General features: G+C 36.8%; 24 protein-coding genes, 1 pseudogene and 1 other annotated feature. Of the genes and pseudogenes, 21 read left to right on the top strand and 4 right to left on the bottom strand.

All coding sequences use genetic code 11. The annotated features are described in order from the left end of the window. Positions 1 to 377: 377 nt before the first annotated feature. Entirely contained in the window at positions 378 to 617 is a 240-nt protein-coding gene (locus MHH42_RS06945; RefSeq protein WP_000101014.1) for a YkuS family protein, read from the bottom strand. A gap of 86 nt (positions 618 to 703) precedes the next feature. Further along, the gene (locus MHH42_RS06950; RefSeq protein ID WP_000752506.1) at positions 704 to 943 is read right to left on the bottom strand and encodes a DUF3911 family protein; all 240 of its coding nucleotides are present in this window, start codon (positions 941 to 943) and stop codon (positions 704 to 706) included. Between the two features lie 59 nt (positions 944 to 1002). Here MHH42_RS06950 and MHH42_RS06955 point away from each other — a divergent pair. The 21 genes and pseudogenes from MHH42_RS06955 to MHH42_RS07055 all read left to right on the top strand — a co-directional run bounded on the left by MHH42_RS06955 (position 1003) and on the right by MHH42_RS07055 (position 19594). Next, positions 1003 to 1218 (top strand): annotated as a pseudogene (locus MHH42_RS06955) (hypothetical protein). A gap of 141 nt (positions 1219 to 1359) precedes the next feature. Continuing rightward, positions 1360 to 2256: a branched-chain-amino-acid transaminase gene (gene ilvE / locus MHH42_RS06960; protein ID WP_001005499.1), complete on the top strand. Its 897-nt coding sequence runs from the start codon at positions 1360 to 1362 to the stop codon at positions 2254 to 2256. 16 nt (positions 2257 to 2272) lie between these two features. Continuing rightward, positions 2273 to 2500: a binding site (T-box leader), on the top strand. Between the two features lie 73 nt (positions 2501 to 2573). Next, positions 2574 to 4274: an acetolactate synthase large subunit gene (gene ilvB / locus MHH42_RS06965; RefSeq protein WP_000095848.1), complete on the top strand. Its 1701-nt coding sequence runs from the start codon at positions 2574 to 2576 to the stop codon at positions 4272 to 4274. Beyond that, positions 4271 to 4780 carry an acetolactate synthase small subunit gene (gene ilvN, locus MHH42_RS06970; RefSeq protein WP_000822948.1) on the top strand — a complete coding sequence of 170 codons (510 nt, stop codon included), beginning with the start codon at positions 4271 to 4273 and terminating at the stop codon, positions 4778 to 4780. The genes ilvB and ilvN overlap by 4 nt, the downstream gene beginning before the upstream one ends. 26 nt (positions 4781 to 4806) lie before the next feature. After that, a complete protein-coding gene (ilvC, locus tag MHH42_RS06975) occupies positions 4807 to 5817 on the top strand; it encodes a ketol-acid reductoisomerase (RefSeq protein ID WP_340893046.1) in 1011 nt (336 codons plus the stop codon). A 1-nt stretch (position 5818) separates the two neighbouring features. Further along, positions 5819 to 7339 (top strand): 2-isopropylmalate synthase, encoded by a 1521-nt coding sequence (gene leuA / locus MHH42_RS06980; RefSeq protein WP_097837983.1) that lies wholly within the window; start codon positions 5819 to 5821, stop codon positions 7337 to 7339. A 77-nt stretch (positions 7340 to 7416) separates the two neighbouring features. Further along, positions 7417 to 8481, top strand: coding sequence for a 3-isopropylmalate dehydrogenase (leuB, locus tag MHH42_RS06985; RefSeq protein WP_000415349.1), 1065 nt, complete (start codon positions 7417 to 7419; stop codon positions 8479 to 8481). Continuing rightward, the gene (gene leuC, locus MHH42_RS06990) at positions 8481 to 9875 is read left to right on the top strand and encodes a 3-isopropylmalate dehydratase large subunit (protein ID WP_340893051.1); all 1395 of its coding nucleotides are present in this window, start codon (positions 8481 to 8483) and stop codon (positions 9873 to 9875) included. Before leuB ends, leuC begins: the two co-directional genes overlap by 1 nt. Then, positions 9853 to 10434, top strand: a complete 582-nt coding sequence (gene leuD / locus MHH42_RS06995; RefSeq protein WP_000433196.1) for a 3-isopropylmalate dehydratase small subunit — start codon at positions 9853 to 9855, stop codon at positions 10432 to 10434. Before leuC ends, leuD begins: the two co-directional genes overlap by 23 nt. A 308-nt stretch (positions 10435 to 10742) precedes the next feature. Beyond that, positions 10743 to 12005 carry an ATP phosphoribosyltransferase regulatory subunit gene (locus tag MHH42_RS07000; protein WP_000170307.1) on the top strand — a complete coding sequence of 421 codons (1263 nt, stop codon included), beginning with the start codon at positions 10743 to 10745 and terminating at the stop codon, positions 12003 to 12005. Further along, complete coding sequence (gene hisG / locus MHH42_RS07005; RefSeq protein ID WP_001244463.1) at positions 11981 to 12616, top strand: ATP phosphoribosyltransferase; 636 nt, start codon at positions 11981 to 11983, stop codon at positions 12614 to 12616. Before MHH42_RS07000 ends, hisG begins: the two co-directional genes overlap by 25 nt. 11 nt (positions 12617 to 12627) lie before the next feature. Then, on the top strand, positions 12628 to 13917 hold the full coding sequence (hisD, locus tag MHH42_RS07010; protein ID WP_000402925.1) for a histidinol dehydrogenase: 1290 nt from the start codon (positions 12628 to 12630) through the stop codon (positions 13915 to 13917). Further along, a complete protein-coding gene (hisB, locus tag MHH42_RS07015) occupies positions 13917 to 14501 on the top strand; it encodes an imidazoleglycerol-phosphate dehydratase HisB (RefSeq protein ID WP_340893054.1) in 585 nt (194 codons plus the stop codon). Before hisD ends, hisB begins: the two co-directional genes overlap by 1 nt. Further along, positions 14502 to 15131: an imidazole glycerol phosphate synthase subunit HisH gene (gene hisH, locus MHH42_RS07020; RefSeq protein WP_000560640.1), complete on the top strand. Its 630-nt coding sequence runs from the start codon at positions 14502 to 14504 to the stop codon at positions 15129 to 15131. It abuts the gene before it with no gap. Continuing rightward, positions 15104 to 15823 carry a 1-(5-phosphoribosyl)-5-[(5-phosphoribosylamino)methylideneamino]imidazole-4-carboxamide isomerase gene (hisA, locus tag MHH42_RS07025; RefSeq protein ID WP_098652329.1) on the top strand — a complete coding sequence of 240 codons (720 nt, stop codon included), beginning with the start codon at positions 15104 to 15106 and terminating at the stop codon, positions 15821 to 15823. The genes hisH and hisA overlap by 28 nt, the downstream gene beginning before the upstream one ends. After that, positions 15817 to 16575, top strand: a complete 759-nt coding sequence (hisF, locus tag MHH42_RS07030; protein WP_000880098.1) for an imidazole glycerol phosphate synthase subunit HisF — start codon at positions 15817 to 15819, stop codon at positions 16573 to 16575. Before hisA ends, hisF begins: the two co-directional genes overlap by 7 nt. Further along, the gene (gene hisI / locus MHH42_RS07035) at positions 16572 to 16877 is read left to right on the top strand and encodes a phosphoribosyl-AMP cyclohydrolase (protein ID WP_000803970.1); all 306 of its coding nucleotides are present in this window, start codon (positions 16572 to 16574) and stop codon (positions 16875 to 16877) included. The genes hisF and hisI overlap by 4 nt, the downstream gene beginning before the upstream one ends. A gap of 10 nt (positions 16878 to 16887) precedes the next feature. Continuing rightward, positions 16888 to 17211 (top strand): phosphoribosyl-ATP diphosphatase, encoded by a 324-nt coding sequence (gene hisE, locus MHH42_RS07040; RefSeq protein ID WP_000390407.1) that lies wholly within the window; start codon positions 16888 to 16890, stop codon positions 17209 to 17211. A 12-nt stretch (positions 17212 to 17223) separates the two neighbouring features. Continuing rightward, the gene (locus MHH42_RS07045) at positions 17224 to 18243 is read left to right on the top strand and encodes a histidinol phosphate phosphatase domain-containing protein (RefSeq protein ID WP_000861855.1); all 1020 of its coding nucleotides are present in this window, start codon (positions 17224 to 17226) and stop codon (positions 18241 to 18243) included. Between the two features lie 67 nt (positions 18244 to 18310). Then, positions 18311 to 18478 (top strand): YozQ family protein, encoded by a 168-nt coding sequence (locus MHH42_RS07050; protein WP_001118878.1) that lies wholly within the window; start codon positions 18311 to 18313, stop codon positions 18476 to 18478. Between the two features lie 144 nt (positions 18479 to 18622). After that, positions 18623 to 19594, top strand: a complete 972-nt coding sequence (locus MHH42_RS07055; RefSeq protein ID WP_016108075.1) for a 2-hydroxyacid dehydrogenase family protein — start codon at positions 18623 to 18625, stop codon at positions 19592 to 19594. 98 nt (positions 19595 to 19692) lie between these two features. On the opposite strand, the gene pssA is transcribed toward MHH42_RS07055, so the two are convergent. Both pssA and MHH42_RS07065 read right to left on the bottom strand, forming a co-directional pair. Beyond that, positions 19693 to 20394, bottom strand: coding sequence for a CDP-diacylglycerol--serine O-phosphatidyltransferase (gene pssA / locus MHH42_RS07060; RefSeq protein ID WP_000285424.1), 702 nt, complete (start codon positions 20392 to 20394; stop codon positions 19693 to 19695). Positions 20395 to 20575: 181 nt separating this feature from the next. Continuing rightward, positions 20576 to 22462, bottom strand: coding sequence for an LTA synthase family protein (locus MHH42_RS07065; RefSeq protein WP_000939071.1), 1887 nt, complete (start codon positions 22460 to 22462; stop codon positions 20576 to 20578). Positions 22463 to 22600: the final 138 nt, after the last annotated feature.

A 22600-nucleotide genomic window follows, 5' to 3' on the forward strand; every position in this document is an offset into this window, starting at 1 on the left:
GACAAACCGTTACTGTCTGTTTTTAATTTGTAAAAAATATTGACAAGTTACTGTATTGGTGTTAAAATTTTAATTCGTGTCTCGGTTACAGCTAGTGTAAAGTAAATATCTCTTATGAATACAATACGAAAAGTTTGCGAAAGATCGGGTAATTTTATCAACAACTTTTGTGAACAAACCCTATAAATTGTATTTGTAAGCCATATATGTATACTAGTGAATCAAGGAGCGGTCATTGGAACCGTAATGATGAGAGAGAGGTAGGGCTTTCATCCAGTATATGTTACTTTCCCGTTAGGTGAATATAAAAAAGAGGACTCCTTTTTTAAAAGGAGTCCTCTTTCTTTTGTGTGTTATACCATAATGAGAAATGACTTTTAAATACGGTTCTCAACTTGCTGACAAATTTCATCTGTTGTTAAACCATGAGCTGTAATTACCGATCCTTTTATTGATGTATCTGCAATCCCCATCACATTAGAATCTTGCCCAGTTACAACACAACAATCGCAGCCTTGTGCATCATTTTCTGAGTTAAGTGTAACGACTTCATGTCCTTGTTGCTGAAGAGCTTGTTGAACATCTGTTAATGAGTTTTCAACGCCAATTCTAGCCATAATTCTCACCTCCTACCATCTAGTTGCTAGTATGCTCAAGTCTATAGCATATATTTATGAAAAGATGGTAGGAAGCATATATTTGTTTAGTCGTTATAAACACCAGTAAGCATTTGACTAACGAATTGATCGTTTAATGTATCCTGTGCGGAAGAAGGATTAGATTGAATATCGATTGAAGCGATAAAATTATTATGTTCTTTGTTATTCGGTTCTACCTCTACATAATTATCGAATTTACAAAAACCTTTCGTATCCATTAGATCAAATAGTTGTAGCATTTCAACTACCTCTTGTCTCGTTCCTTTAATTTGTACACACGCCATATTTATTTCCTCCTTCATTTTGACAAATTGTTTTTTAAAAATAGGATTATGATTTCGAAATGAAAAATATGAATGTTATTTTTACACAGCACTAATTTTTTTATTTTCCCCCTTTTTCAGCAAAAGTCGTTATATATTCCCGAATTTATAAAATCGGACGTCCGTTTATTGAATACAATAGATTCGTACCTCTTAGAGAAAATCCTTCTTTTAAACAAATATTTTTTTTAGTGGAAATTGGCGAAAAAAATTTTTTGACTTTTTGTAAACGTTAACAATGTTGTTAAATCAATATGATTAAAGATGTACGTACGATTAAAAATTAAAAATTTTCTAAAAATTTACTTGATTTATTTAGAAAGGAGAGTAAACTAGGAAACAATAAAAAATTCATAGAACATAGGAGGCGCTTTCCAGTGAACGAACAATGGATTTTCTTAAATGGAGAATTTGTTCCAAAAGACGAAGCAAAAGTTTCAGTATATGATCATGGCTATTTATATGGCGATGGAGTGTTTGAAGGCATTAGAGTTTATAGCGGTAATGTTTTCCGTTTGAGAGAGCATCTTGTCCGGTTATATGAATCAGCGAAATCCATCATGTTAGAAATTCCATATTCGTTAGATGAAGTAACGAATATTGTTGTTGAGACGATTCGACAAAATAAATTATCTAATGGATACATTCGCCTTGTTGTATCGAGAGGAGCAGGAAATCTTGGATTAGATCCTGATTCTTGTAAGACACCGAATGTAGTAGTAATTGCAGAACAACTATCTTTATTCCCACAAGAATATTATGAAAAGGGGATTCCAGTTGTAACAGTTGCAACGCGCCGAAATCGACCAGATGTTTTATCACCTCAAGTAAAATCTTTAAATTATTTAAACAATATTTTAGTTCGTATTGAAGCGAAATTAGCTGGAGTACAAGAAGCACTTATGTTAAATGATCAAGGATACGTAGCTGAAGGTTCAGGAGATAACGTATTTATTGTAAAAGGAAATAAATTAATTACACCACCAAGTTCTGCTGGAGCGTTAGAAGGTATTACACGAAACGCAATTTTAGAAATCGGCGAAAAACTTGGGTATGACGTAAGAGAAGAGTTATTTACAAGACACGATGTATATGTAGCTGATGAAGTATTTTTAACAGGAACAGCTGCTGAAGTTATTGCTGTTACGACAGTAGATGGTAGGACGATTGGTTTAGGAAAAACGGGACTACATACGAATCGTTTACTAGAAGAATTCCGTAAATTAGTTGTAGAAGATGGAGAGAAAATTTACGAAGAAAATAAAGTTGGATAATAACTCTTTATGAAATGAGAAAGCGTTGATAGGGAGGAGTAGTTGATTGTGAAGCCTCACAGAGAGTCGGTGGTTGCTGGAAACCGATGGTTCACGTCGACGAACATCGCCCTTGAGTGCTAAGCTGAAGCATTTGGTTAGGCTTAGACGGTAGCTCCGTTATTAGCTAGACTCATTTATGGGTCACTGAGGCAAGAGTATTCTTGCGAAGAAGGGTGGTACCGCGAAATCTTTCGTCCCTTCAGCACATAGCTGGAGTGTGGACGTAGGATTTTTTTTATTTATAAATTTTTTTTAAAAGGGGGCTTATAAGAACAATGTCTTCAAAAACGGAAGAGAAACTGGCAACTGGTGCACAGCTATTGTTAGAAGCGCTAGAAAAGGAAGGCGTAGAAGTGATTTTCGGTTATCCGGGTGGTGCCGTTTTACCTCTTTATGATGCGCTTTATGACTGTGAAATTCCGCATATTTTAACAAGGCATGAGCAGGGGGCCATTCATGCAGCTGAAGGGTATGCAAGAATTACTGGAAATCCAGGGGTTGTAATTGCAACAAGCGGGCCTGGTGCTACAAATGTTATTACTGGTCTAGCTGATGCGATGATTGATTCATTGCCACTTGTTGTATTTACAGGGCAAGTAGCAACAACGTTAATTGGAAGTGATGCTTTCCAAGAAGCGGATATTATGGGGCTTACGATGCCAGTGACAAAACATAATTATCAAGTGCGAAAGGCCTCGGATTTACCTCGAATTATTAAAGAAGCATTTCATATCGCTAGAACAGGAAGACCAGGTCCAGTCGTAATTGATCTTCCGAAAGATATGGTAGTAGAACAAGGGGAACGATGTAGTGACGTGCAAATGGATTTACCAGGGTACAACCCTAATTATGAACCGAATCTACTCCAAATAAACAAATTATTACAAGCAATTGAGATTTCAAAAAAACCGTTAATTTTAGCTGGAGCAGGTGTATTGCATGCAAAAGCTTCGAAAGAATTAACAAGTTTTGCTCGTAAATATGAAATTCCTGTAGTGCATACGTTACTTGGTCTTGGTGGTTTTCCGCCAGATGATGGACTATTTCTAGGGATGGGAGGAATGCATGGTTCTTACACAGCCAATATGGCGCTATATGAATGCGACTTACTGATCAATATTGGTGCGAGATTTGATGATCGTCTTACTGGGAATTTAGCTTATTTTGCTAAAGAGGCGACTGTTGCACATATCGATATTGATCCAGCAGAAATCGGAAAAAATGTGCCGACTGAAATTCCTATTGTTGCAAGTGCTAAGCGAGCTTTGAAAGTATTACTTCAATCAGAAGGGAAGAAAGAAAATCATCATGAATGGCTCATTTTATTAAAGGGTAGAAAAGAAAAATATCCACTCTCTTACAAACGAAATTCTGAAAGTATTAAACCTCAATACGCAATTGATATGTTATATGAACTTACGAAAGGAGAAGCGATTGTAACAACAGATGTTGGGCAACATCAAATGTGGGCCGCACAATATTATCCGCTGAAAAATCCAGATAAATGGGTAACTTCAGGCGGATTAGGAACGATGGGCTTCGGATTTCCAGCAGCAATTGGGGCGCAAATTGCAAAGCCTGAGGAACTAGTTATTGCAATTGTCGGTGACGCTGGATTTCAAATGACCCTGCAAGAATTAAGTGTCTTAAAAGAACATTCCTTACCTGTTAAAGTGTTTATTTTAAATAATGAAGCTTTAGGAATGGTAAGACAATGGCAAGATGAATTTTATAATCAAAGATATTCGCACTCTTTACTGTCGTGTCAACCAGATTTCGTCGCTCTTGCGAATGCGTATGGCATAAAAGGAGTTCGCATAGATGATCCACTTCTTGCAAAGAAGCAAATACAGCATGCGATTGAATTACAAGAGCCAGTCGTAATTGATTGCCGTGTACTTCAATCAGAAAAGGTAATGCCGATGGTTGCGCCAGGGAAAGGTGTTCACCAAATGGAGGGAGTGGAAAAAAGGTGAAGAGAATTGTTACAGCAACAGTTCGAAATCAAAGTGGTGTGTTAAACCGAATTACAGGTGTTATGACACGAAGACATTTTAATATTGAAAGTATTTCAGTAGGTCATACGGAATCATCGGACATATCGCGGATGACGATTGTTGTACACGTTGAAAATGAACAGCAAGTGGAGCAGTTAATTAAACAACTTCATAAACAAATTGATGTTTTGAAAGTATCAGATATTACAGAAGAAGCAATGATTGCTAGAGAATTGGCACTTATTAAAGTCGCAACGTCTGTAGCAAGAGCAGAATTATATAGTTTAATTGAGCCATTTCGAGCCGCTGTAATAGATGTTGGGAAGGATTCCATAGTTGTGCAAGTAACAGGTACGCAGGAGAAGGTAGAAGCGTTAATTGAATTACTTCGTCCATACGGTTTGAAAGAAATTGCTAGAACAGGTGTAACAGCATTTACACGTAGTATGAAAAAGCAAGATAAGCAAGTTATGTTAATTCAATAATCATTTAAATATAGGGGGAAATGAAAATGGCAAAAGTATATTATGAAAAAGATGTAACGGTAAATGTATTAAAAGAAAAGAAAGTTGCGATCATCGGATACGGCTCACAAGGTCATGCGCATGCACAAAACTTACGTGATAACGGATTTGATGTAGTAGTAGGTTTAAGAAAAGGTAAGTCTTGGGATAAAGCGAAAGAAGATGCATTTTCTGTATATACAGTAGCAGAAGCAGCAAAGCAGGCTGATGTAGTAATGATTTTACTACCGGATGAACTGCAACCGGAAGTATATGAGGCGGAAATTGCTCCAAATTTAAAGGCAGGAAATTCTCTCGTTTTTGCACACGGATTTAATGTTCACTTTGATCAAATGAAACCACCAGCGAATGTAGATGTATTTCTAGTAGCACCAAAAGGTCCAGGACATTTAGTGCGCCGTACATTTAGTGAGGGCGGTGCTGTTCCAGCATTATTTGCAGTATACCAAGATGCAACAGGAGTTGCGACTGAAAAGGCACTTTCTTATGCCGATGGAATTGGAGCGACGAGAGCTGGTGTATTAGAAACAACATTTAAAGAAGAAACGGAAACAGATTTATTTGGAGAGCAAGCTGTACTTTGCGGCGGAGTAACTGCGTTAGTAAAAGCTGGATTTGAAACGTTAGTTGATGCTGGATATCAGCCGGAACTTGCATATTTTGAATGTTTACATGAACTGAAACTTATTGTTGACCTTATGTATGAAGGTGGGCTTGAAAATATGAGATATTCAGTTTCAGATACAGCGCAGTGGGGCGACTTCGTATCAGGACCACGTGTTGTAACGGAAGATACGAAGAAAGCGATGGGTACAGTGCTAGCAGAAATTCAAGATGGTACATTTGCAAGAGGTTGGATTGCAGAGCATAAAGCAGGAAGACCGAATTTCCATGCGACAAATGAGAAAGAAAATGAACATGAAATCGAAGTAGTTGGACGTAAATTACGTGAAATGATGCCTTTCGTACAGCCACGAGTAAAGGTAGGGATGAAATAATATGAAGCAGATTTTGTTCATGGATACGACGCTACGTGATGGCGAACAATCACCAGGAGTAAATTTAAATGAACAAGAGAAATTGCAAATTGCAAGGCAATTAGAGAGACTTGGTATTCATGTAATGGAAGCTGGTTTTGCAGCAGCTTCCGAAGGCGATTTTCAATCGGTAAAGCGCATCGCAAATACCATTCAAAATGCTACAGTTATGAGTTTAGCTAGAGCGAAAGAAAGTGATATTCGAAGAGCATATGAAGCTGTGAAAGGTGCCGTATCTCCTCGTTTACATGTATTTTTAGCTACGAGTGATATTCATATGAAATATAAACTTTGTATGTCAAAAGAAGATGTGTTAAATAGTATTCATCGTTCGGTTACGCTTGGGAAATCATTATTTCCGACAGTACAATTTTCTGCAGAAGATGCGACAAGAACATCGAGAGCATTTTTAGCTGAAGCAGTAGAAACTGCGATTCGCGCAGGAGCGAATGTAATTAATATTCCGGATACAGTTGGATATACGAATCCGGAAGAATATTATTCTCTTTTTAGATACTTACAAGAATCCGTTCCATCATATGAAAAAGCGATTTTTTCTTGTCATTGTCACGACGATCTTGGTATGGCAGTAGCAAATTCGTTAGCTGCGGTTGAAGGCGGAGCATTGCAAGTAGAAGGAACGATTAATGGCATTGGAGAAAGAGCAGGGAATGCAGCGTTAGAAGAAGTTGCGGTTGCTCTTCATATTAGAAAAGATTTTTATAAAGCAGAACCTTCGATGACTTTAAAAGAGATTAAGGCAACGAGTACATTAGTAAGCAGGTTAACGGGTATGGTTGTACCGAAAAATAAAGCAATCGTTGGAGCGAATGCATTTGCTCATGAATCAGGCATCCACCAAGATGGGGTTCTAAAAGAAGTAACAACTTATGAAATTATCGAACCAGCGCTTATAGGAGAATCTCAAAATCTCTTTGTACTTGGGAAACATTCTGGCCGTCATGCGTTTACGGAAAAAATGAAAGAGCTTGGTTATGAATTTACAAATGAAGAGCGAGATGCGGCATTCGAAGCATTTAAAAAATTGGCGGATCGTAAAAAGGAAATTACTGAGGAAGATTTACGCGCAATTATGCTTGGTGAAGCAGCATTTGCAGCCCAGCAATATAACATTACGCAATTACAAGTGCATTTCGTATCAAATAGTACACAATGCGCAACAGTTGTGCTGAAGGATGAGGAAGGAAATGTATATGAAGATGCAGCCACTGGTTCTGGTAGTATTGAAGCGATATACAATGCGATTCAAAGAATTTTAGGATTAGAATGTGAATTGGCAGATTATCGCATACAATCTATTACACAAGGTCAAGACGCACTTGCTCATGTTCATGTTGAATTAAAAGAAGGAACGCATCAAGTATCAGGTTTTGGTGTTGCGCAAGACGTATTGGAAGCATCGGCGAGAGCATATGTTCATGCAGCTGGAAAATTGAAATCGTTTATAGCGCTTGTAAAATAAGGGTTTGATAGGTGAGTGAAGCTTTCCTCACCTATCAAAATAAAGTTCTGAAAATTCAGTTAAAAGGAGTGTTAAAATTGGAAAAACGTATCGTTTGTTTAGCTGGTGATGGTGTCGGCCCGGAAATTATGGAAAGTGCAAAGGAAGTATTGCATATGGTAGAGAGACTATATGGGCATCATTTTCATTTGCAAGATGAGCACTTTGGTGGTGTTGCTATTGATTTAACGGGGCAACCATTACCACAGCGAACACTTGCCGCTTGTTTAGCGAGTGATGCGGTTTTACTTGGGGCAGTTGGTGGACCTCGTTGGGATGGTGCGAAAGAAAGACCGGAGAAAGGATTATTAGCTTTAAGAAAAGGACTTGGTGTATTTGCGAATGTTCGCCCTGTAACGGTAGAAAGCTCAACTTCGCATTTATCCCCATTAAAAAATGCTGATGAAATTGACTTCGTTGTCGTTCGTGAATTAACAGGTGGTATTTATTTTTCTTATCCGAAAGAGCGAACGGAAGAAGTCGCAACGGATACACTTACGTATCATCGTCATGAAATTGAACGTATCGTTTCTTATGCTTTTCAATTAGCGAGTAAGAGATCGAAAAAAGTAACGTCTATTGATAAGGCGAATGTTTTAGAATCTAGTAAATTATGGAGAACTGTTACGGAAGAAGTCGCTCTTCGTTATCCTCATGTTGAGTTAGAGCATATTTTAGTAGATGCAGCTGCTATGGAGTTAATTCGGAACCCAAAGAGATTTGATGTTATCGTAACAGAGAATTTGTTTGGTGATATTTTAAGTGATGAGGCTTCTGTATTAGCAGGGTCATTAGGAATGCTTCCATCAGCGAGTCATGCGGAAAACGGGCCTTCTTTATATGAGCCTATTCACGGTTCAGCACCGGATATTGCAGGGAAAAATAAAGTGAATCCAATTGCGATGATGCGTTCGGTTGCGATGATGCTTGGGCAATCATTTGGATTAACGAGAGAAGGATATGCGATTGAAGAGGCAATTTCTGCAGTTCTTCAATCTGGAAAATGTACAGTTGATATTGGGGGAGATGAGACGACAACTTCATTTACGAAGGCGGTTGTTCAAGAAATGGAAGAGCAGGCACTAGTAGGGAGAGGAAGATAATGGGGAAAAGGTTGCTAGATAAACTTTGGGAAAGACATGTAGTTACAACAAATGAAAATGGATTGGATTTATTATATATCGATCTTCATCTTATTCATGAAGTAACTTCACCGCAAGCCTTTGAAGGCTTGCGGCTTGCAAATCGAATTGTTCGGAGACCGGAATTAACGTTTGCAACGATGGATCATAATATTCCAACGAAAGATATTTGGAATATTACCGATCGCATTGCGAAGCAGCAATTGGATACACTTCGTGAAAATTGTAAACAATTTGAGGTGCGATTAGCTGATATTGGTGATGAAGAGCAAGGAATCGTTCATGTTATCGGGCCGGAACTTGGACTCACACAACCAGGGAAAACGATTGTTTGTGGTGATAGCCATACAGCAACTCACGGTGCTTTCGGTGCGCTAGCGTTTGGTATTGGTACGAGTGAAGTAGAACATGTATTAGCAACTCAAACGTTGTGGCAACGAAAACCGAAAGCGATGGGGATTGAATTAACAGGAAAGTTACCGAAAGGCGTTTATGCAAAGGATATTATTTTACATCTTCTCTCAAAGTACGGTGTAGCGGTTGGGACTGGGTATGTAATGGAATTCTACGGAGAGACGATTCGTGATATGGGAATGGAGGAGAGAATGACACTTTGTAATATGGCAATTGAAGGAGGAGCGAAAGCAGGCATTATTGCACCGGATGAAAAAACATTTTCTTATGTAAAAGGGCGTAAATATGCACCAAAAGACTATGAATCTTTCACGGAAAAATGTTCGGAGCTTTATACGGATTCAGATGCGATTTATGATTTACATATTTCAATAGATGTTACGAGTCTAGCTCCATACGTAACTTGGGGAACAAATCCTAGTATGGGTGTTCCTATTGATGAAAAGTTACCAGAAAAGCATAACGAAAATGATGAAAGAGCATTTTCATATATGGGATTGAGTCCTGGACAAAGTACGTTTGAAATTCCTGTTAAGCATGTCTTTATTGGTTCTTGTACAAATTCACGTTTATCTGACTTAGAAATTGCTGCATCCGTTGTAAAAGGGAAAAAGGTAAAAGAAGGTGTGCGGGCACTCGTTGTACCAGGATCAAAAAGTGTGAGAGAGCGGGCAATGCAAAAAGGCTTACATCACATATTTGAAGAAGCGGGGTTTGAATGGAGAGAGCCTGGATGCTCAATGTGCCTTGGGATGAATCCAGATCAAGTACCTGAAGGAGAACATTGTGCGTCTACTTCAAATCGTAATTTTGAAGGAAGGCAAGGGAAAGGGGCAAGAACACATTTAGTAAGTCCAGCTATGGCAGCAACTGCTGCATTATATGGGCATTTTGTTGATATTAGAAAGGAGAGTTACGATGGAGCCATTTCGTATTCATAAAGGTACTGCGGCAGTACTTATGAATGATAACATTGATACAGATCAAATTATTCCGAAACAATACTTAAAGAGAATTGAAAGGACAGGATTTGGAAAGTATTTATTTGATGAGTGGCGTTACGATAATGAGCGCCATGAAAATCCTAATTTTCCCCTTAATGCACAAGAACGAAAGGGAGCAAGTATATTAATTACAGGTGATAATTTTGGATGCGGTTCTTCAAGAGAGCATGCTCCGTGGGCCCTTGCTGATTATGGTTTCCGCGTTATTATCGCAGGGGGATTTGCAGATATTTTTTATATGAATTGTATGAAGAATGGTATGTTACCGATTGTAATGGATAAAGAGATGCGTGAACAACTTGCTAAAATAAATGCGAGAGATCAAATAGAAGTCGATTTAGAGAATGAAGTCATTACTACAAATACGCACAGGTTTCATTTTACAATCGAGAAAATGTGGAAAGAAAAATTATTAAATGGTCTAGATGAAATTGCCATTACGATGCAATATGAACAAGAAATTGAAGAGTATGAAAGAAAAGTAGCTTTATATTAAGAAATAACGGAATATTAAAAATGTATTTACATTCAGAATTAACTGTTATATAATATGGAAAAATCAGAGGAGAAAGGGAGTAAGTATTATGAATATCGTACAATCTATTAAAATGCTTACACAACTACATCATCATACATGAAACCCTTGAACCTAACGTGAAAACGTGTAGGCACAAGGGTTATTCCCGTTGTACCTACACTCTACTAAAGAGCCTTGTAGGTATTTTGTCTACAAGGCTCTTTTTATTTTCGGTTTGGGTGAATGGAATGGGCATACATTAGAAAGGGAAGGGCGTGTGAATTCAGATGACAAAGTGGAAGCGGGCAAATCCGAATGGAACGAGAGATTACTTATTTGAAGAATGTACGTTAATTGAAGAAGTGGAACAAAAATTAAGACGTACATTTTTAGAGAGAGGCTATGAGGAAATAAGGACACCTACAATTGAATTTTATGATGTGTTTGCTTTTCAAAATCGGCCGATAGATGAAGAGAAGATGTATAAATTTTTTGATGAAAAGGGACGGATTATCGTGTTACGTCCAGATATGACGATTCCTTTAGCGAGAGTAATTGGAACGCAAAGGTGGGATACGCCTCTTAAGGTGACATATAGTGGAAATGTATTTCGGGCGAATGAGTCTCTGTCTGGAAAATATAATGAAATTGTACAAAGTGGTATTGAAATTATCGGGATTGATAATGTAAGAGCTGAAATTGAATGTGTGATAAGTGTAATGCAAGCACTACAAAGGTTGAAGGTACAATCTTTTACAATCGAAATTGGGCAGGTAGAGTTATATAAATGTATTGTAAAAAAGCTCTCTATTCATGATGAAGAAGAGAGAGTACTTAGAACGTATATAGAAAGCAAAAATTATGCTGCTCTCTCAAATTTTATCGGAGAAAAGAAATTAGATCGGTGCGATGAAACAGTAAAATTACTTGAGAAATTACCAAGGTTATTTGGGAATTTAGAGGTTATTGAGGAAGCAGAAAAACTCGCCTCAAGTAATGAAATGAAAATGGCCATTGCAAGAGTGAAAGAAATATATGAAGCGGTTGAAAGGCTAGGCTATGGACCTTATATATCCATTGATTTAGGCATGATTCAACATTTGGACTATTATACGGGTATTATTTTCAAAGGGTATATATATGAAATTGGAGAAGAGATTGTTAGTGGTGGAAGATACGATGAGTTAATTGGGAATTTTGGAGAGATGGTGTCAGCGGTTGGCCTCGCGGTGCAAGTAAATCAAATAGTCAAGGCACTTCAAGAGCAACAAGAATCTTATGAACGAGAGCCAATAGATATGATGATACATTATGAATTAAATAGATTAGCGGAAGCTGAAAGGTTAAGAAACTTACTTCGAAAGGACGGGAAGAATGCCCAGTTATCTTTATTCTCTAATTTAAACGACACATTTCAATTTGCAAGAAACAATAAAATAGTAACGGTCGTTGAGGCAAGGAATGAATCATTGGTGGAATATGTATGGAAAGAGAAATGGGTCGTTCAGAAAGAAGGGGAGACTTCATGCGTAACATTCAAATTGCGTTAACGAAAGGAAGATTAGAGAAACATGTTATTCCGCTGTTTGAGAAAATTGGAATTGATTGTTCAGAGCTTAAAGATAAAGGGAGAAAGCTTGTCTTTCAAAGTAAAAATACAAACATTTCATTTATTTTAGTAAAAGCGGTTGATGTTGCTACTTATGTAGAACATGGAGTAGCTGATATTGGGATCGTTGGAAAAGATATTTTAATGGAAAATGAAAAAGATATATATGAAATGTTGGATTTAGGAGTGGGTATGTGTAAATTTTGTGTCGCTTCTATTCCTACGTATAATCCGAAGAGTTACCGAAAGAAACGAATTGCTACGAAATATCCACACATCACTTCCAATTATTTTCACGAAAAGGGAGAAGATGTAGAAATCATAAAAATAGAAGGTTCTGTAGAAATTGCTCCGCTTCTTGGATTAGTAGATGCGATTGTTGATATTGTTGAAACAGGAAAAACACTACAAGAGAATGGGCTCATTGTATTTGAGGAAATGTATTCTATATCCGCTCGAATGATTGTAAATAAGGCAGCTTTAAAAACTAAAAAAGACGAAATATTCAGTATTATAAATATGATGGAGCAAGAAATTTTATCAGGGAAATAGGAGGGCTTACAATGGAGATCATTTATGAAGACTTCAAGGAGGCATTATCCAAAATAAAAGTGTTGCGAGAAAACGCTAATATAATAGAAGAAACTGTTCAAAGAAGTGTAAGGGAAATCGTTCAAAACGTAAGAGAAAGTAAAGATGAGGCTTTATCTTTCTATACAAAAAAGCTTGATGGTGCGGATGTTAAAACTTTTCGTGTAAGTGAAGAAGAAATAAAACAAGCAAGTGCGTTTGTAGAACTTTCTTTTTTAGAGGCGCTACAAGAGGCGAAGAAAAACATTATCTCATATCATGAAAAGCAAAAGAGGCAATCTATGTTTGATTGCGAAAGTGATGGGATAATTAGAGGGCAGCTCATTAGACCGTTAGAAAATGTAGGTGTATATGTGCCAGGCGGGAAGGCATCGTATCCCTCTTCAGTATTAATGAATGTATTGCCAGCCAAACTGGCAGGTGTGAAAAAAATTGTAATGGTAACACCGCCAAGGCAAGGAGGAATTGACCCGCATATATTAACTGCCGCAGGTCTTGCAGGTGTAGATGAAGTTTATATGGCTGGTGGTGCCCAGGCAATCGCTGCTTTAGCGTATGGGACGGAATCGATTCCGAAAGTGGATAAAATAGTTGGACCGGGAAATTTGTACGTTGCTTTAGCGAAGCGAGAAGTATACGGAATAGTAAATATCGATATGATTGCTGGGCCATCAGAAATTGTAGTTATCGCTGATGAAACAGGCAATGCCAAATATATCGCTGCTGATTTATTATCGCAAGCAGAACATGACGAGAGGGCAACAGCGATTTGTATTACAACGAATATAGAACTAGCTAAAGAAGTAGGAAGAGAGATAGAAAGACAGTTAGAAACATTACCAAGAAGTGAAATCGCTCGTGAATCAATAAAAAGAAATGGAGCCATTTTTATCGTTTCTTCTTTAGATGAGGCACTAAAGTTATCAAATGAAATAGCTCCAGAACATTTAGAGTTACATATAAAAGAGCCAATGAATGCTCTAGCTTATGTGAAACATGCAGGCTCTATTTTCCTTGGGCCATATGCACCAGAGCCGCTCGGCGATTATTTGGCAGGACCGAATCACGTTTTACCGACAAGTGGAACAGCAAGATTTTTCTCCCCGTTATCAGTCGATGATTTCGTAAAAAAATCAAGCTTTCTTTCTTATACAGAGGAAGCGTTAAAAAATGTACAACATCATATTGTAGAACTTGCAAATAAAGAAGGTTTATATGCACACGCAAGAGCAGTCCAAATGAGATTTGAGGAGGAAGAATAATGCGACAGTCGAGTCAAGTACGTGAAACGACAGAAACAAAAATTAAATTAAGTTTGCAGCTTGATGAAAGTACGAATGTTTCTATTCAAACAGGAGTAGGTTTTTTTGATCATATGCTAACTTTATTTGCAAGGCATGGACGATTTGGTTTACAAATTGAAGCTGAAGGTGACGTGTTTGTCGATGCACATCACACGGTTGAAGATGTTGGAATTGTACTCGGAAATTGCTTGAAAGAAGCACTGCAAAATAAAGAGAGTATTAATAGGTACGGTTCCGCATATGTACCGATGGATGAATCTTTAGGTTTTGCCGCAATTGATATAAGTGGACGTTCCTATATTGTGTTTCAAGGCGAGTTAACAAATCCGAAATTAGGCGATTTTGACACAGAATTAACGGAAGAGTTTTTTAGAGCAGTTGCTCATGCAGCAAATATTACGTTACACGCTCGTATTTTATACGGAAGTAATACACATCACAAAATTGAAGCTTTATTTAAGGCATTTGGTCGAGCGCTTAGAGAGGCAGTCGAAAAAAATGACAACATTACTGGTGTAAATTCAACGAAGGGGATGTTGTAATTGATTGCTATTGTAGATTATGGGATGGGAAATATTCGTAGTGTGGAACAGGCATTAAAATATATTGGAGCAGAGTATATCGTAACGGATGATAGAGAGGAAATATTGAGAAGTGATGGCGTTATTTTACCAGGAGTAGGGGCATTTCCGAAAGCGATGGACGTTCTAGAAGAAAAAAAATTAGTATTTGTGCTAAAAGAGATTGGGAATTTAGGGAAACCGTTCCTTGGTATATGTTTAGGTATGCAACTTTTATTTGAAAAAAGTGAGGAATTAAAAGACTGTAGCGGATTAAGTTTATTGCCAGGTGTTATTCGGAAATTAAAAGTGCCTTATAAAATTCCACATATGGGATGGAATGAATTGAAGAAAGAAGGAGAAATACCACTTTGGAATGGAATAGAAGACGGTTCTTTCGTATATTATGTCCACTCTTATTATGCAGATTGTCCAAAGGGGATTGTGTATGGGGCAAGCGAGTATGGGGTGCAAGTACCTGGTTTTGTAGCGAAAGGAAATGTATTTGGAGCGCAGTTTCACCCTGAAAAAAGTGGGGAAGTCGGAATACAAATTTTAAAGAATTTTAAAGGGGTGGTAGAAGCATGGAAATTTTCCCAGCTATCGATTTAAAAGAAGGGCGATGTGTCAGACTTTATCAAGGAGAGTTTAGTAAAGAAACGGTTATGAATGAAGATCCGGTTGCGCAAGCGATCATATTTGAAAAGCTTGGAGCGAAAATATTACACATTGTTGATTTAGACGGTGCAATTGCTGGAGAGTCTTTAAATTTGTTTATCATTGAAAGAATATGCAGGGCGGTACGTATTCCTGTGCAAGTTGGAGGAGGGATTCGATCGCTTGTAGCAGTGGAGAAGTTATTGTTAGCAGGTGTAGAAAAAGTCATTTTAGGAACAGCTGCTCTTTATGATAAGTCATTTTTAGAGGAAGCAGTTCGGCTATATAAAGAGAAAATAATTGTTGGAATTGATGCGAAAAATGGTTTCGTAGCAACGGGAGGTTGGCTTGATGTGTCTGAAATTTCTTATATTCATTTAGCGAAGCAAATGGAGAGTGTAGGTGTTCAAACGATTGTATTTACAGACATCTCGAGAGATGGGACACTTGCAGGACCAAATTTTGAGCAATTAGGGTTACTGCAAAAAAGTGTGGGTATTCGTCTCATTGCCTCTGGAGGAGTGGCGTCTATTCAAGATGTGAAAAGGTTAAATGATATGAATATACATGGTGTTATCATTGGTAAGGCTCTTTACGAGAATACAATTGATTTAGAAGAAGTGCTAGAGGTAACAAAGCTATGTTAGCGAAACGAATTATTCCATGTCTAGATGTGAAAGAAGGGCGAGTCGTAAAGGGTGTAAATTTTATAGGATTACAAGATGTCGGTGATCCTGTTGAAATAGCGGCTTTATATAATGATGCGGGAGCAGATGAAATTGTATTTTTAGATATTACTGCGACACATGAAGGGCGAAAAACGATGATAGATGTTGTAGAAAAAACTGCCTCAAAAATATTTATTCCTCTTACAGTAGGCGGGGGGATTTCTAATGTTCAAGATATATACAATCTGCTACGAGCCGGTGCGGATAAAATTTCAATTAATTCAGCAGCAGTACGGAATCCAAAACTAATTCAGGAAGGTGCAGAACATTTTGGCTCGCAATGTATTGTCGTAGCAATCGATGCTAGAAAAGTAGCAGAAGGTAAATGGAATGTATACGTAAATGGCGGGAGGGTTGATACAGGAATGGATGCAATCGAATGGGCGAAGCACGCCGTACAATTAGGGGCAGGAGAAATTTTGCTAACGAGTATGGATGCAGATGGAACGAAGGATGGATACGATCTTCAGTTAACAGAAGCAATTTCAAGTAGCGTTTCCGTCCCGGTAATTGCATCAGGAGGATGTGGTCATGCGGATCACATTATAGAGGTATTTAAAAAGACAACAGTCGACGCAGCGCTAGCAGCATCAATCTTTCATTATGGTGAAGAGACTGTGCAGGATGTAAAGAGAAAATTAAGAGAAGCAAACGTTGAGGTGCGACTATGAAGCCTAACTTCTCAAAAGGGTTATTACCAGCAGTGGTGATAGAGGAAGATACGAAAGAAGTTTTAATGCTCGCTTACATGAATGAAGAAGCGTATGAAAAGACGTTAGAAACAAAAAGGACGTGGTTTTATTCTCGCTCAAGACAATCGTTATGGAATAAAGGAGAAACATCGGGCAATATGCAGTATGTTCAATCCCTTTATTTAGATTGTGATCAAGATTCAATTGTAGTTGTTGTAAAGCAAGTAGGACCTGCTTGTCATACGGGAGAGAAAACATGTTTTCATTATAAAGTTATATAGGGGGATGAAGATGGAAGATGTCCTTAAATTATTATTTGAAACAATTGAAGACCGAAAGGAAAATCCAGTGCCAGAATCATATACAAATTATTTATTTTCAAAAGGAGAAGATAAAATTTTAAAGAAAATTGGGGAAGAGTGCTCTGAAGTGATCATTGCTTCTAAAAATAATGATAAAAAAGAACTAGTAAAAGAAATGGTTGATGTGTTTTATCACTGTTTTGTTCTATTAGCCGAAAAAAACATTTCACTAGAAGATGTTATGGAAGAAGTGAAAGAAAGAAATGGAAAGCTTTCGAGAGTAGGGGAACGAAAAGAAATAGATACGTTATAAGGGGGAATATGTATGAAAGTGGATTATCATCTTCATTTAGAAGAAGGGCCTTATTCAATAGGTTGGCTTGCCAAAATAAATGAAACGCTACAATATTATGAGCCGCTTCAAGAAGAAAGCCATTCTATCGAATGGCTTATGAAGACGCAAGAACGCCTGCAAAGACGTGTGAAGGAAGGACCATTTACAGCGAAATGGATTGATTTATATTTAGAAGAGGCATTGCGAAAAGGTATAAAAGAAGTTGGGATTGTGGATCATTTATACCGCTTTCATGAGTCGAAAGTATATTATGAAAAATATGTGAATATTAGTGATTCGAAGCTTGGGCGTTTACAGAAGGAATGGTTAGACCAAGTAAGAGTAGTTTCACTATACGATTTTACAAAGTCGATTGAAGAGGCGAAAGAACGATGGAGTAAAAGAGGCGTTACACTTAAACTTGGAATTGAAGCGGATTATTTTATTGGCTGTGAAGAAGAGCTAAAAGAATTGTTAGCACTAGGAGACTTTGATTATGTAATTGGGTCTGTTCATTTTTTAAACGGCTGGGGGTTTGATAATCCAGATACGAAAGAATATTTTGAGGAGCATGATTTACATATACTATATGATACGTTTTTTAAAACAGTTGAGAGTGCAGTTCGTTCCGAATTATTTGATATTATAGCCCACCTTGATAACATAAAAGTATTTAATTACAGGTTGGATGAGAATGAACAGCTTTCTTATTATAAGAAAATAGCCCGTGCATTAGTAGAAACCAATACCGCAACAGAAATAAATGCGGGATTGTACTATCGTTATCCTGTACGGGAAATGTGCCCGAGTCCACTGTATTTACAAGTGTTAGCTAAACATGATGTTCCCATTACTATTTCTTCAGATGCTCATTATCCGAAAGATTTAGGGAAATACGTAAAAGAAAATGTGCAAACATTACGAAATCATGGTATTACTCATATCGCAACATTTACGAAACGAGCAAGAGTAATGAAACTACTTGAAGAAGAAGTAACAATTATAAAATGACCCACGATTTTTTGATGAAAACCTTCCTTTTTGTTCAAAATAAGAAAGAAAAAAAGGAGGGTAAGAAATGGCGAAACAACAAAATAAACAAAATGTACAAGGTGCACAGCAACAAGCTTATACTTCTGAAACGAATGCTGCATCTCAATCAGTTATTGAGGAGCAAATTAGCGATACAGTTGCAGAAGGAACAATTGATGTAAAGCTCGGAAAAGAATCGCAGGAAAAAGCGTAAGAAGAGGGGGGAGTTGCATCTCCTCTTTTTTCATGGAAAAGTGTCGATTTTCAAAACTATAATCAAATTCCTTGGTTTTTATAAGTGGATTTCTTACAATGAAATATAAGAGATATCTTATTTTCTATAGAAGAGGTGTTAGTAGTGGCAAAAATATTAGTAGCAGGGAAAATTCCAGAAATCGGATTAGAACTATTAAAAGATCATGATGTAGAAATGTATGATAAAGAAGAGTTAATTTCTTTAGATGAATTAACAGAGCGTGTAAAAGATAAAGATGCATTGTTAAGCTTACTTTCTACAAAGGTGACGAAAGAAGTTATAGATGCGGCACCTAATTTAAAGATTGTTGCAAACTATGGTGCTGGCTACGATAATATTGATTACTTGCATGCAGGAGAAAAAGGGATTACGGTAACGAATACACCGAAAGTATCAACTGAAGCGACAGCAGAATTAACATTTGCACTTCTTTTAGCAGCAGCACGTAGAATCCCTGAAGGAGATACGTTATGTCGTACAACTGGATTTAACGGATGGGCGCCATTATTTTTCTTGGGCCGCGAAGTACACGGTAAGACAATTGGAGTTATCGGTCTTGGCGAAATCGGGAAGGCAGTTGCAAAGCGTGCGAAAGCATTTGGAATGAACGTTTTATATACAGGACCAAATCGTAAGCTTGAAGCTGAAGTTGAACTAGAAGCGACATATGTAACATTAGAAGAGCTGTTACAAACGGCAGATTTTATTACAATTAACTGTGCCTATAATCCAAAATTACATCATATGATCGATGAAGAACAGTTTAAAATGATGAAGAAGACAGCATATATTATAAATGCTTCGCGTGGACCAATTATGAATGAATTAGCACTTGCTTATGCATTAAAAACGAAAGAAATTGAAGGAGCAGCTCTTGACGTATTTGAATTTGAACCGAAAATTACGGAAGAACTAAAAGGATTAAAGAATGTGGTGCTTGCTCCTCACGTAGGGAATGCAACATTCGAAACTCGTGATGCGATGGCTGAAATGGCAGTAAGAAATATTTTAGCTGTATTAAACGGTGAAGACCCTGTAACACCTGTAAATCCAAAAGTATTAGTTACAAAATAAAGTGAGACTTTCATTTGTAAGGCCTCCCGATTAATCAGGTTGTCCGCAAATAGCGGGATAAAAAGAAACCTTCCGAATACGGAAGGTTTTTGTTTTTCTTATTTTTCTTTATTCGCTTTTTTAGACGGTCTTTGTCTAATAAATTGAGATAGCATATACAAAATATATAGTGGAATAGCAATGAATAAGAAAACAGAAAAATTACCGATCCCTGTTTGATACATTGTGATAATGATTCCAACTAAAAATAATGTAATAATGATGCTATATCTTGGAATTGGTACATCTTTTAAACTTGGGATACGAATACGACTCACCATTAAAAATGCGAACGTTACAAAGACTGTAATAAGAACGATTTTGGGAATGGTATGTGAAAATAATGTTAAGAAAGCAACAAGCCCTCCCGCTGCTGTAATCGGTACTCCAGTGAAATATTTCATTGAAGTAGAAGATGGTGTTACATTAAATCGTGCTAAACGATATGCTCCGAAAAGAGGGAATAATCCCGCTATGTATAATCCGATGATTCCGTAGTTTGAGAAAGATGTGTAATACATTAAAACAGCTGGTGCTGCACCAAATGTTACGACATCTGCGAGTGAATCAAGCTCTTTTCCCATTTGTGAATCAACGCGTAATAAACGAGCAACACGACCATCAAGACTATCTAACATCATCCCGATAAGTACTAAAATAGCAGCTGATTTATAATATCCTAAAGATGCATAGCCGATTGATAAAAATCCGCTATATAAATTTCCGAGCGTAAATAAGTTTGGAATAGCTGCTCTATACAAAATCTGATCCCTTGCTTTCTGTAATAAATTCTTAATTAGTGTATGAAAGTTTACTTATTTTATCATACCATAAATTTCTTCCTCATACGAAAGAAATTACCAATTTGTGAAAGATTTCATGGGAGAATGATTTGGAAAATAAGTAGAAAAAGAAGCAACTTTTATAAAGTTGCTTCTTGCACTATTCAAATTTTGTTGTCATTGTTCCGGTTTTATATCGATTGTTAGGATCGAAACGTAATAAATCTCCATAAATGAGTTTATCGGATAATTTTAATTCTGTTTTTGCTTTTTCAATATACGGCTGACATAGTGATATAGCAGCTTCTTCACCTGTATTTCGTTTATAGCACATGTTTTTTGTATAAACATAATCTTCCGAAACAAAACTACCATCACGCATTACCATAAGTGGATCTTTTTCTTTAATAAATAAGTCCGTTCCAAATTCAACGGATTGATTTGTTTTAATCCCAAGTAAATGAAGGAGCGTTGGTTTAATATCAAGTTGACCGGATACTTTAGAAATCGTTTTTCCTTCTTGACCTGGCACATGAATAATGAGAGGGACGCGTTGTAATTGCATAGAATCAAACGGTGTAATAGCGTCTTTCCCAAGGAACTGGGCCATAGCTGCGTTATGGTTTTCAGAAATACCGTAATGATCACCATAAATGACAATAACTGAATTATCATACAGTCCTTCATCTTTTAACTGTTTAATAAATAATTTAAGAGCTTCATCCGTGTAACGAACAGTTGGAAAGTAACGGTTTAAAACACCACTGTCCGAATTAAACTCATCAACATATTGATCTTCTGGATTTAGAAGAAATGGAAAATGGTTTGTTAAAGTGATAAATTTTGTATAGAACGGTTGCGGTAAAGATTTTAACTTTGGAATAGATTGTTCAAAGAACTCTTTATCTTTTAATCCCCAACCAACAGACATTTGTTCCGTACCTACGTAATCATTTAAATTAAAGTAACGGTCATAACCAAGCGCAGGATACATTACGTCACGATTCCAAAACGTTTTATCGTTTGAATGGAAGACAGCAGAAGAATATCCGTATTTCTTTAATTGTTCTGGTGTGGCAGTATACTCATTTGTTGCATGAGTAAAGAATACAGAACCACGGTCTAACGGATAAAGTGAATTTTCAACGATAAATTCAGCATCAGAAGTTTTACCTTGTCCCGTTTGATGATAGAAGTTATCGAAATAAAAACTATCTTTAATAAATTCATTTAAAAATGGAGTAATTTCTTTTCCATTTATTTTTTTATTAATAACAAAACTTTGTGTAGATTCCATTGAAATTAAAATTACATTTTTACCTTTTGCAGCTCCAAATAAGTTTTTATCAACTTGCTTATCTTTTGCATCTGTATAGTTTTTAATTTCAGAGAATCCGTCGCCACTTGCGAATACACGTTCAGCCGAAGACTTAGATTGAAGCGTAATATCAAATAGATGATATGTGTATAACCCTAAATTTTTCACGACAGTTTGACGGTCAAATGAGCGTGAGAACATTTGTGGCTTATAAATAACTGAAACAACAATTTGTAGTGCTAATAACGCAGTTACACCGCTAAAGAAAGTTCTCTTCTCAGATCGTGAAAGTGGTGTTTTATCACCAAATGATGGGAATTTACGTGAAATAAACATTAAAATAATTGCATCTGCAAATAAAAGTAATGTTTTGTACGTAAAGAGCTCTTTTATGCTCGTCCCTAAATCAGCCATATTATTTGTTTGGAATAAAACCGGGAAGGTAACGAAATCGTTATAAAACCCATAAAACATTGCATTTCCAAATAAAATAAATGACAGTATAAAACTAATTCCAATTATAATTCGATTTCGATGCTTAGATGCAAATAAAGCTAAACCGAAAAATAAAAGTAACGCAGCTAGTGGATTAATAAACAGCATAAATTCTTCAAAGAAGTTATCAATTTTAATATCAAACGCTAGCTTGTACACAATATATGTTTTAATCCATAATAAAACGACTGCAACGAGTGCAAATCGTAATTTTGGAAACAGATGTTGTAGCATAATATACTCCTCTCCTAGAAAGCATGACAGTTCTTGCGAGCCGGTTTGATTAGCGCCTCACTTTATATATACGAACAGTCTTTTGTTATTATGATTATTATACTATGAGTATCATTATACGAAAATTAAAGAGGGTTG

Source organism: Bacillus sp. FSL L8-0099 (assembly GCF_038006385.1).
In the GTDB taxonomy this organism is placed as follows: Bacteria; Bacillota; Bacilli; order Bacillales; family Bacillaceae_G; genus Bacillus_A; species Bacillus_A toyonensis.